The sequence below is a fragment of the Thermogutta sp. genome (assembly GCF_014359955.1).
In the GTDB taxonomy this organism is placed as follows: Bacteria; Planctomycetota; Planctomycetia; order Pirellulales; family Thermoguttaceae; genus Thermogutta.
Genome location: NZ_JACIYL010000001.1, coordinates 19,788 through 31,968, shown reverse-complemented (window position 1 = coordinate 31,968; position 12,181 = coordinate 19,788). Strand labels below are relative to the sequence as shown.

7 protein-coding genes are annotated in these 12,181 nt (G+C 56.9%); 6 read left to right on the top strand and 1 reads right to left on the bottom strand.

Annotated features, from left to right (window positions below):
* The 6 genes from H5U08_RS00110 to H5U08_RS00085 form a co-directional block, all read left to right on the top strand.
* Positions 1-755 (top strand): hypothetical protein (locus H5U08_RS00110; protein ID WP_297028926.1); only part of this gene is annotated, 755 nt, incomplete at its 5' end.
* Between the two features lie 178 nt (positions 756-933).
* The gene (locus tag H5U08_RS00105; protein WP_297028924.1) at positions 934-3,255 is read left to right on the top strand and encodes a hypothetical protein; all 2,322 of its coding nucleotides are present in this window, start codon (positions 934-936) and stop codon (positions 3,253-3,255) included.
* Between the two features lie 182 nt (positions 3,256-3,437).
* On the top strand, positions 3,438-7,196 hold the full coding sequence (locus H5U08_RS00100) for a DUF4175 family protein (protein ID WP_297028923.1): 3,759 nt from the start codon (positions 3,438-3,440) through the stop codon (positions 7,194-7,196).
* A 229-nt stretch (positions 7,197-7,425) separates the two neighbouring features.
* Positions 7,426-7,941 (top strand): hypothetical protein, encoded by a 516-nt coding sequence (locus H5U08_RS00095; RefSeq protein WP_297028920.1) that lies wholly within the window; start codon positions 7,426-7,428, stop codon positions 7,939-7,941.
* Between the two features lie 115 nt (positions 7,942-8,056).
* Positions 8,057-9,175, top strand: coding sequence for a prenyltransferase/squalene oxidase repeat-containing protein (locus tag H5U08_RS00090; RefSeq protein WP_297028919.1), 1,119 nt, complete (start codon positions 8,057-8,059; stop codon positions 9,173-9,175).
* A gap of 204 nt (positions 9,176-9,379) precedes the next feature.
* A complete protein-coding gene (locus tag H5U08_RS00085) occupies positions 9,380-10,624 on the top strand; it encodes an NPCBM/NEW2 domain-containing protein (protein WP_297028917.1) in 1,245 nt (414 codons plus the stop codon).
* Positions 10,625-10,671: 47 nt separating this feature from the next.
* Here the strand turns inward: H5U08_RS00085 and H5U08_RS00080 are convergent, their stop codons facing one another.
* Entirely contained in the window at positions 10,672-11,883 is a 1,212-nt protein-coding gene (locus tag H5U08_RS00080) for a 2,3-bisphosphoglycerate-independent phosphoglycerate mutase (protein WP_297028915.1), read from the bottom strand.
* Positions 11,884-12,181 lie beyond the last annotated feature (298 nt).

The following is a 12,181-nucleotide window of genomic DNA, read 5'->3' as shown; positions in this document are numbered from 1 at the left end:
TGGATACTCGCCATCCGATCGTCCGGATTCTCGCGGGATGGGAGGAAGGGGGACTCACACACGTGCCGGTACGCAATTACCTGCGCTTTCAGCGAACAGACTCTGTTCCGTGTGAAATAGTGGCGCGCTATTCTAACGGAGATCCTCTCATTGTCACCTGGGAATACGGCCTGGGGCGGGGTGTTCTCGTTACCACTTCCGCCGATACGAGCTGGACATCGCTTCCACTGTGGCCGATTTGGGTGCCACTTATTCAGGAGATAAAAGCGTGGGTTTTATCAGGGGGACTATCCGCACGGACGCTGGTCTGTGGGCAGCCGCTGAGCCTGTCCATGGCGCTGCGGAATGTAAGCGAAGCACCGACGATCGTGCTCACCGATGCAGAAGGGAAATCCCGGCGCGAGCGCGCAGAACTGGTCGATGGGGCCTGGCAATGGAAATACACACAGACCGATTGGGCAGGTGTTTATAAAATAGAAATCGCTAATGCGAATAATCAAACACGGCAAGTGCCGTTGTTCTCCGTGAATACACCACTGGAAGAGGCCGATTTGAGATCACAAGGCTGGGAAGAGATAGTGCAGAAGGGACTGCCCGGGGCGCGTATGGTGTCCGCGGAGCTTGTCAACCAAATCCTCGAAAGCCCCGTGCAGCACGGTAGCGGATCGGGCAATACACTATCGCGGATACTCCTGCTGTCTCTACTGGCACTTGTAATAGTAGAAATAGTGATTGCCCACGCGGGAAAAAGCTAGGACTACAAAGAACATGGCAGACAGAATTGCGGATCGTCACAATGGCGTCGCGCTATTGAGAGCGTGACCGAGGTTGCCGTGGAACTGCCGGCGAGAGGTTAAAGTAGATGATCCACGACGATCGTAGCTCCGGCCGGGACATGGGCGACCTGTGTGCGAGATGTCATAATGGGAAACAATGAAACGACTCATTGAATGGATAGTCGGTGAAAATCTGACCCGTGACCACGGGTACGTCTATGAGATTGCCGGAGGCTGGCCGTGGCCACTCTGGGTGACCGTGGTTCTCGTGGTGCTGTGTTTGGCCTTTTTTTGGGGCTGGTATTATCGGCGTACTACCGATCTTGGAAAATACCAAAGAATTATACTGGTCGTCCTTCGTACAGGTGCGACTCTGGCTATCGTGGCGATGCTCGCTCAGTGGGTCGTTATTCCTCAGCGGACCAGTCGGCCGCTCATAGGGATCATTCTCGATGATTCAATGAGCATGTCACTGGAGGACGAACCAGTCGGGAGGGCAGCGGCCACGCCAAACTCGGCATTGGATAAAAACAAAAGAGTGCGCTCACGGTGGGCGGCGGTTGTCAATGCGCTTGTAGGGGGCGATCGTGGCCTTTTTAATCGCCTGAGCGACCAGTATCGACTGCAGGTCTATTGCCTCAATGATATACCAGTTGACGGGGATAATGCTGATGAAGTAGCCAGCCGATTAAAGGAGTTGCGTCCGCAGCGACCCTCCACTCCCCTGGGCCGGAGTATTCTCCAGGTCATGGACCGACTACGAGGGGCATCACCCGCGGCGTTAGTGGTGCTGACAGACGGTGTCAACAACGAGGGGCCGTCGCTGGCTGATGCCGCCGAAGAGGCGGCACGGCGGTTTATTCCCGTCTTCTTCGTGGCCGCTGGAGCCGAGGGGCGACGGCCCGACGCGGCTATTGAAAACTGGGTCATGGAAGACCGGGTATTCGCGGGAGACACGGTGGTGCTACGGGCAAATATTGTCACCAAACATGTGCAGGACAGATCTCTGTATATCCGACTAATAGACGAATCAAATAAGAGTGTTTTGGCAGAAAAAAAGACGGATGTTCCTGAAACAGGGCGTCGGGAAGTGACCATGGCGTTCCGGCCGCCGAGAGTGGGCGAAATCGTATTACGATTGGAATGCCAGGCGGCCAGTGGTGAAGTGGCCCTGGAAAATAACTCTCAAACAAGGATACTATGGGTCGAAAAGCGTGCGATCAAGGTCCTGCTGATCGCGGATACGCCGGGATTTGAATATCGCTTTTTACAAAATTGTCTGGGACGGGAAAATAGTATTATTCTGCGTTCCGTCCTTCTTTCGGCGGATCCAGAATTGGGAGGGGACTTAGACAATGGATTGCAGCTTATTCGAGGGGCTCGCGATGAGGTGTGGGCACAGGATGTGATCATTCTGGTGGACCTGCCCGCGACGGTTTTTCCGACCCGTGTTTGGGAGGATCTGGCGGGGTTTGTTGATCGAAACGAGAATCCGGGCGGATTGGTGGTGATCGCGGGCCGGAATTGGCGTTGGGAAGCGATTGCCTCGACCCCGCTTGCTCGAGTCCTGCCCATCAGTTCGGGATCGGCGGTTGGGGACATCATCGCGGAGTCCCCCTGCCGTGTGATGCCCACGGATGATGGATGGCGGGTGCCATGGTTCCTTCTGGGGATGACGGAGGAGGATTCACGGCGAATATGGTCGCGACTGCCGGGGATTTACTTCTTCCACGATATTAACGATATAAAACCGGGGGCGAGAGTACTGGCAACAGTGCAGAATCATCAAAAGCAATATCCGGCGTGCATTTTTTCTTACGTGGGTAGAGGGCGGGTGCTTTTCCATGCAACCGATGAAACCTGGCGGTGGCGAAAAATCAATAATTTAATGTGGTATCGCCAGTTCTGGCTCGAATTAATTCGTTCTATGGCGAGATCGAAACTGGAGACCGCTGGGGGGGCGATCCTGAGTACGGATCGAAAGATATACGCGGCGGGTGATCCGGTTTGGATCACACTGCAAGGACTAGCCGGTCCGAGTGGTGTAGGGGGAGAAGTGAGCATCTGGCTTGGGCAAGACGGAAAGTTGCGGCGGCAGGTAAGACTCCAGCGGCGATCTCCGGAGGCCAATACGTTTCAGGCAGTGCTCCACGATCTTCCACCCGGGGAATACGTGGCCTGGTTGGCCGGAGAACGGGAGTCGGTGCGCACAAGCTTCACGGTGTCGCCTCCAAAAAAAGAAATGGAGCAGACCGAAGTGGCCTGGGACGATATGGCATCTGCGGCCAAGCGCACCGGCGGGCAGGTCTATCGGGTGGAACAGATCGATCGCCTGATTCACAGTTTGCCCGCGGGCAAAGCCAGGCCGGTTGAAATTCTCCCGCCGATCACTTTGTGGAATCATCCCCTGGTGCTGGCTTCGATTATCGGGATGTTCACTCTAGAGTGGATCCTCCGGAAACTGTGGGGCCTGATTTAGTGGGAAGTGACAACACATATTAGGTGGTCTGGCCATGTGGTCGAGAGTCAGGGGCGCATGGGCACGGGAGATCCGGCGGGGTGATCTGGCAGAAAGGCAGCCCATGTGATTAAACGCGTACGGAGCCATCCGCTTGGTGGTTGCGATTGTAAAATCCGCGGAGCGGGGAAAAGTGATAAATCATGAAGTACGAGTTTATTCGAGCCATTAACGATCTTGAAAGTCGTTTGTACCGGCGACTGTCATTGGCAGCGGTTGGCCGGGCAGGGCTCGCCGTTTGTGCGGGGATCGTTGTGTTGTGCGGAATGGATTATATTCTGCGGATCAATGATAAGGGGTTAAGAGTTATTATCACCACGGTGGCAGGGTTACTAATCGTCGGCAGTTATTTGAGATTTATTCATCCTGTTTTACGGCTGCGAATTGATGGTGTGATGATCTCGCGCTGGCTTGAGCAGGTGGACGCGCGCTGGCGGGGGCGTCTGGCGGCGGCCTGGGAATTTGCTCATCTGGCCAGTGATGACCCGCGCTGGGGTTCGCCGGAATTGCGGGGCCTTTTAATGAATGATATAGAGGCCCACGCCGCGGACATTGGCCGTTTGTGCCGTCGTTTTAAAGGCCCGGGATTGGTGGCTTTCTACATATGGTTAGTCGCGCTAGGTGTGATTGCGTGCGGTTTTATATTCCAACCGGTGGTGTTTGGCACGGCGTTTATTCGCCTCTTCAATCCCTTTTCCGATCTGGCGTGGCCGCAGAGAACACATCTTAAAATCATACATTATCCGGAGGTGGTTTCCCGGGGCGGACAGTTTTCCATAGAAGTGGCTGCCGAACGTGGGCTGGTACCCGACGACGTATGGATTGTTTTCCGCGAGGCAGAAGGCGACGAGCGTACAACAGTGGGCCGGTTTTCCATGGTGCGCCGGGGAAATCGCTTTTATTTTCAGCGCGACCAGGTACGATCGGATTTTGAGTTTCGGATCTGGGGCGGGGACGATTTTTCTCATCCGTGGCGGCTTGTGCGCGTTGTTGAGCCGCCCCATTTGACGTCACTGACGGTTCAGTTGGAGCCGCCAACTTATACCGGCTGGAAGTCGGAGGTGACCGATGGGCCGATCCGAGCCGTAGCCGGCACGCGAGTCGTTTTGCGTGGCACGGCCGATCGGGCGTTGCGACGGGCGTGGATCCTTCGTGAGCCAGGTGGAGCGGTGGCCGCCGAACTCGCCGATAATCGGCGCAGCTTTCGGTTTCCGCCCGAAGGCAAGGCGGTGCCGTCGCAGTCGGTCGGATGGGAGCTGGAGACTTCAGGGCGGTACAGCGTTCACCTGGAAGCGGAAGACGGCACATTCTCGGTGGGCGATCCGGAATGGGAGATTCGCGTCGTTTCCGACCTGCCTCCGGTGATTGCCATGCAACCGCAGGTGCCCTTTCTTTTGGCGACGCGGGTCGGGCGGTTGCCGTTGCGAATTTCTGCCAGGGATGATCTTGCGCTGAAACGGGTGACCCTCGAGCTCCAGAACGGCGCGTGGCATCACAGCATGGCGGTTCTGGAAGGTCCGCAACCCTATCCCAAACCCCGAGGAAAAATGTCCGATATGGCATCCTGGGGGGAGACGGCGGATCGTGACCTGTGGCTGGATCTGGCACACATAGAAGGAATATCAGAGGGGACGCTGACAGCCACGGCTGTTGCCGAGGACTATCGTGAGCAGTTATCAGCGAGTAATCCACTCACCATTGAAGTGGTTACTGAGGAGATATTCAGAGATCGTATGCTGACGGAGTGCGAAAAACTCTACGACCGTCTGAGTGATATTTACAATATTCAGTCCCGTATCAATCAGGAGTGGCGCGAACTATGGACATCAGTTATTGCCAATCGTGATATTCCTCCGAATTTTAGCGAACGCATGTATACGCTCGATCTTTTGCAGACGCAAGTGTGCCAGGATATTGGCAATCAGCCCAATGGAGTGCTGGCCCAACTCCGGGGTATCCTGACGCTGCTTCAGAGTAATTATTCCGATTTGAGCGAATGGTCGGGTCTCGTGGAAGCCGAGAGCCAGCTTCGCACAAGCTTCGAAAAAGAGGCGGTTTCCCTCCAGGCCGACTGCGGAATCATTGCCCGCTGGGCCCAACAAATGAGCGGACAGCAGGCCGCCGAGGGCCGTATGGACCATGACATAGAAGGGATGAAAGGCATTGCGGAGAAAGTTGATCGGGAACAGGCAAGCTGGGAGAGTGCGCTACGGAATATTCTCGATTTGCTGGCCCGATTTAAAGGACGCAATTCGTTCCGAAGACAGGTGGAGTTAATACTGCTGAAGCAAAGAGCCCTTCATGGCAATACTCAAAAGGTTGGTGTTGAAACGGTGGGAAAGTCGTTGCAGGAGCTGTCGGCGGAGGTACGCCGAAAATTAGAGGAGCTGGCTCGGGAGGAGAATTTCCTCGCCGCGGATTTGGAGACGCTTCTGGCTCGGTTCGGTCACAAGCAGGACTCACAGCAAGAGAGTGACATTACTCATGGAGGTAACGGAAAGGAGCAGAATGGCGTGGCGGGACAGGAAGGGGGCGAATCGTCTGGGAGAAGGGGGCTCGCCTCTGAGGATGCTTTGGTCGCACGTGCGGTGGATCTGGCAATCCGGCGTGGACTGGTTGGGCTGGTACGTGATTCAGCCGAGGCAATCGGACAGAACCGTGTGAGCGAGGCCGTCGAATATCAGAAACGAGTGATCGTTCTCTTAGAAGAGATGCTCAATATCCTGGAGGGGAATAAAGACCAGCAGCGAATAAAAATTGAAAAGTGGCGGGAACTGGCACAAACAGTCGAGCGTTTGAAGGATGATCAACAATCGCTGGTGGAGGAATTCGAGCGGCGGTGGCAGGACGTTTCCGAAACGGGCGGAGAGGCGGAGTTCGCTCAGAGACAGGCCAAGGTGCGCTCTGAAACGGAAGAACTCATGCAGCAAATTCCCACACCGGAGGGCGATTCAATTCGCGACGGGCTTGAGAAAGTCGCCAGAGAGATGGAGGCGGCTCAGGAGGCAGCGTCGGCCGGGAATCGAAAGAGTTCTCTGGAACACGGAAGAAATGCGCTGGCCGAGTTGGAGCGAATGCATCGGGAGTTAATGCAACGGGGATTGTCCGAGGCTGCCGAGGAGGCTTCCCGGCTGCTTGCCGAGCACGCGCAGAAGCTGGCGGAGACCATCAACCGGCAAGCGCGTCTTTTAGAAGAGACGAAACGTCTAAACGAGAAGAAGAAAGAAGTCACAACGGTGGAGCAACAATCTGCCTGGCAGAAAGAAGTAAGCGATCTGGCTCATGACCAGGAAATGTTACAATCGGAAATAAGAGAGTGGAAAGAAAAACTTTCCGATTGGGCGGTGTGGGAGTCGGTGCTGGGAGAGGTCGAAGCGGCGATGGGGACGGCGGGCGAACGCCTCCGCAATGGTGATACGAGCGAGCTGACCCAGGCCATCCAGCGCGAGGCGTTGGAGTCCCTTGATGCGCTGGCGGAAGGCATGCGGTGGGAAAGCAGGACCATGGAAAATCAGGACGGCGGGCCGGGTTCCGGTGCGGCGGCCCCGAACGCGGAAAATCCCGGCGGATCGCTGTCCTGGCAGATCGTTCTCCAACTCCAAACGCTGCGGGCTCTGCAGGATTCCATCCAGCGGCGGACCGATCGGGTTGCACAGGAACTTCAGGAGCAGGGGAATTCTCCCGCGGTCAGTTATACTTTAGATAAACTCAGTAGCGAGCAGACGCGTGTGGTTCAATTGATCCAACAGTTGAAAGAGCAAATGTCTGAGCAGATGTCCACACAGGGTGGGACGTCTGGCCGAGAAACCGGCGCTCCAGAGAGCGGTTCCCCTCAGAAACCGGAAGGCCCATCACCAAGGCCCGCGCAACCGGGCACGCTCGAAGATCTGTTGAAGCCATAGTATGCCCCGAATAGTCATGACTATACACGGCTGGACCTGGACTATGTTTAGAAAATATAACACACATAATTCTACCCAAACAAATATTGTTACCCACGTTTGCTGTGTTCTAGGGGTGGTATTTGGCGTCGCGCTTCATCCGACGGCGTACACTCAGGGTGTTGTGAACCGAAACGCCTCGCGGGATCAAGCGCAGCCACCGCAAATTCAGGAGGAGAACCGCCGTGGTTTGGGTGCGCAGTGGATGAACGAGGCGGATGTGATGTCGCACATTTTGGCTCTGGCGAGCGAAGCGGCGCAACGGTTGCAGAAGGGGGATGTCAGCCCCCCGACGCGCGAACTGCAACGGCAGGTTGTGGCAGAGCTGGACAAATTGCTGGCTTCTGCCGGGGCCGCTTCGGCACAGCCGAATGCGCAGCCCACACCGGCCCCGGCGTCGCCGTCGCAGCAGGCAGCGGAAAGTCAGGAGGCCACCACGCAGAAGCCTGGAACGGCGCAAGCCGGCACGCAGCGACGAGATCATTCCGTGGGGGAAGGGGCGACCGATGATTGGCGATCCAATCTGGAAGCCATTTGGGGACGACTTCCACCGCGAGAGCGACCGCCACTGACGCAACAAACATTCGAAAGATTTATTCCCAAGTATCGCACTCTCATAGAATCGTATTACAGGGAACTATCTCGGGCCCAGAGACCGCCACTCATTCCAGGTCAAAGCCCGGCGGCGGGTGATCGAGGCGAGTAAGTGGATATCACATCGTACAACATCTGGCCTGGTGGGGCCGTTTCGCAAGGTATGGGCGGGGCTTGTGGAAGATAGTCGCCAGGATAAAAAAGAACCGTGCGCAGGCTGATCGACTATGCGCGTTTGCATCACGAATATGATGTCGAATATCAGTGCCGCCGGCGGTGTCAAATGGCATTCGGACGTGGCCATGCGCTGTTTGAAGTGGCACATTGCGCTGGCGCTATTGGGGGTGTTTGCGGGAAGTGGTCTGCCATGTTCGTCGGGCGTGGCCCTGGCGGAGAATGTGGGGCGCGTCGACTGGCTGACGCCGGATGCCGAGAAAAGTATTGAAAGAGGCCTCGTGTACCTGGCCGGCCATCAACATTCGGATGGTTCGTTCGGGTCTGGGGCCTATCGGGGCAATGTGGCGGTGACCTCTCTGGCGGGAATGGCCTTTCTGGCAGAAGGCAGTTTGCCTGGCCGGGGGAGGTTCGGCAAGGAGCTCAGCCGGGCACTCGATTATGTGCTGGGGCAGTGTCGGGAAAATGGGCTGATCCTCAATGTGGGGGCCGCCAGTCGCGGGCCGATGTATGAGCACGGCTTCGGCACGCTGTTTCTGGCGGAATGCTGGGGATCAGACTCGCGACCGGATCTCAAGGATAAACTGACACGTGCCGTTCGACTCATTGTGAACACGCAAAACGACGAAGGCGGATGGCGCTATCAGCCGCAAAAACTGGACGCGGATATTTCCGTGACCGTCTGTCAGATCATGGCTCTGCGGGCGGCCAGAAACGCAGGGATCTATGTTCCCAAGACCACCGTGGATCGCTGCGTGGCGTATGTTCGCCGGTGCCAGAATCCGGACGGCGGTTTTCGCTACATGACCGTGCCGGGGGAAAGTGCTTTTGCCCGATCTGCCGCAGCGATGGTCGCGTTATTCAGTGCCGGAATTTACGAGGGGGAGGAAATAGACCGGGGAATTAACTATCTGTTGCGCTTTGTACCTGAACCTGGCGTGATCAGGCAGGAACCATATTACTATTATGGACACTATTATTGTGTTCAGGCTATGTGGCAGAAAGGAGGAGCGGCCTGGCACCGATACTTCCCCGCGATACGGGATGACCTCATCGCGCGGCAGCAGCCTGACGGCTCGTGGAGTGATCCGATTTCGCCCGAACTGGGAACGGCGATGGCCCTTCTCGTGCTGCAACTTCCCTATCAGTATTTGCCCATTTTTGAGCGCTGACAGGTGGCAGGGCTACGGTGCGCGGGAGGTGTGAATACGCAACTGCGCACTCGATCAAGAGCTTGTGGGAGATGGAAATAAAGGTTTTCCGGTGCCTGTGATGTCGTCATGGTGATGATTATTTGTGCCCATTTTAAAAACGTATTGATGCGTGATAGAAGTTGTCGGCCTCAAAGAAGGTGGCCTCGGCTGCTTGGCCCGGTCTTGTGGTGGGCTCTGTGGCTGTATGCGCTCCTGGCGACAGGACTGTGTGAAGAGGGAAAAAGCTATCCGGTGGCGCGGCTGGTCAGTGGTCAGACCAGGGAAGGTGTGCTGGTGGGCTGGGAGCAGGGGCAGTTTGTGTTTCGTGGAGGGGAGGGCGGGTGGAGTTGTCCGATGGAAGACCTCGTTTACTGGGGAGAGCTCTTTGATATCCAGGATGCGAGCTGCCTTTTGTTGCGGGATGGATCAGCGCTGGCTGGTCGGTTGACTGGCCTCACGACAGAGGAGGTCCGCTGGGCTCATCCCGAGCTCGGAGAGCTACGGTTGCCCCGTGCTCAATGCGCCGGGGTGGTGCTGAAGAATCCGCGGGACCTGGTCCTGAGGGACCGATTGATGGGAGTTTTGCTGAAAGGCGGTGAGGGGGTGCTCTTTTTAAATGGTGATCAACTGGCCGGGGAGCTGAAGAACTGGACGGGCGGAGAAACTCTGCCCATCAGCAGTGTTCTGGGCGAACAGGCCTTTCCGCTTGCCAACCTGAGGGCACTGCGATTTCAAAAACCACCGGAGCCGGGCGTGACGGAAGCGGCTGAGGTCGGAACACGGGTTTGGGTCGGCCTGCAAGATGGCAGTCGAATTTTGATGCGCGTTGACACGAACCTGGAGAAAAAGCCGCAGGGTGCGGAAGCAGGGAAAACGCAACCTTCGCCGTCCGGGAACCAGGTGTTGAGAGCTGGCTTTGCGGGAAAAATCGTGACTATTCCGTTAAACACCGTGTGCTTTCTGCAGGTGATTAACAAGAACGTTGTCTATCTGTCAGATTTAGAACCGGATCGCTATCTATTCGTTCCGTTTCTTGAATATGTAAGGCCGTATTATCGGGATCGAAACAATCGAGGGGGACTGTTGCGGGCAGATCGGCGGGTGTATATCAAGGGGCTGGGTGTCTATAGCGCCAGTCGGCTTACTTATAGTCTGAAAGGGCAGTTTGACAGGTTTGAAGCTGAGGTCGCGATCGATGACCTGTCACAGGGGGCGGGAAGTGTTGTCTTTCGGGTTCTTGTCGATGGGCAGTCGCGGAGCGTTGTGGGGCCGGTTCGCGGCACTGATTCCCCCCAGCCCGTCCGCGTGGATGTGTGTGGAGCGGAACGAATCGATCTTGTTGTTGAATTCGGTGAGCGGGCCGACGAACTGGATTATGCGGACTGGCTGAATGCGCGACTCATTCGGTCGGCATCCAGCCAGCCGTGATTTTTGCGTGTGTATTCTTGTGGGAAGTGGCTGCCTGTGCGGGGATCTCAGGCGCCGAACTTGGCGAGTCGGCCTGCATGAGCGAGGGCGAGGGGCATGAGGTACATGGCCTCGAAGTGGCCCAGGCCGCCGTGGAGACACGCTCGTTCGCTGAATTCCGTAGCGCCATCCGGGCGGCAGGTATCCGCCACCAGCAGCGTGGGCACGGGATGCCAGCTATGGCTCTTCAGCTTGGCCGGAGTGCTGTGATCGCCGGTAACGATGAGGACGTCGGGGCGGAGGGCCTCGACTCGGGGGATGACGGAGTCGAACTGCTCGATCATCTTGACTTTGGCGTCGAAATTACCGTCCTCGCCACGAGAATCCGTGTATTTGAAGTGAACAAAGAAGAAGTCATAGTCGGATTCTTTCCAGGCTTTTTCCAGCACGTCGATTTCTTCATCAAGAGTGGAAGGCTGCCCCAGCAGATCCATTCCGACCAAACTTGCCAGCCCCTTGTACATCGGATAGACGGCGATGGCGGCGGCTTTCAGTCCGTAGGCTTCCCGATAGGAAGGAAGGTCCGGCCGTTTCGAGAATCCGCGCATGGTCAGCCCATTGGCTTTGGGGTGCTGACCGATGATTTTTCGCGCCTCGGCGATGAACTGGCGTGCGATTTCGGCCGTTTTCTGGCTGGGTTCATCGTGGGCCTGCGGATCGAGTGGAGGCACACCGACCTGTTGGGGATCGGTGTCTGCCACGTTGGCGCCGAGACCAGGTGCCCGGAATACAACGACAAAACGGTGTTCTTTCACCGGTTCCACGAACACTTCCACGCCCGGAATACGGATGGCCTTGAGCTTTTGGACGAGGGCGGCGCTCTCTTCCGTGGGGATACGGCCTGCGCGTCGATCGGTGATTCGGCCTTCGCTATCCAGGGTGCAGAAATTGCAACGGATTGCCACATCATCCGGGCCGACGGCGAAACCGATCCCCGTTGCCTCCAGGACGCCCCGGCCGATCACGTACTTGAGGGGATCGTACCCGAAAATTCCCAGATGTCCCGGGCCGCTTCCGGGCGTGATTCCCGGCTTGATGGGCGTCATGAGTCCGCAGACGCCTCGGCTCGCCAGGCGGTCGAGGTTGGGGGTTTTGGCGGCTTCCAGCTCGGTGGGACCGCCAGGTTCGAGGGGAAGGCCTCCCAACCCATCCGCCACCATGAGAATGATCCGACCACCTTTGTCCTCTTTAAGCTCCGCGATGACTTTTTGGAAGTCCATGTCAGCTACCTCATGTATTCGGGTCTGACCACCGAACGGGCGACAGCGCACAGCACTTTGTCGCTCCTGCGATGAAACGTCCACAAACTGTCTTAACTACCACGTTTAAACGCCGTCCGCAAGGGGCTTGGCGTCTGGGGCAGCTCAACTATTGTAAAAACCATAAGATCGCGCGGACACACGGTGTGGCCGGGGCCATTCATGAATGGCCCCTACTGTTTAACCGGCAACTGGACCCGGCAGTTGGGGCGCGGCCGATGAAATGGATCATCCAAACCCTGGGATGAGGACCTGGCAA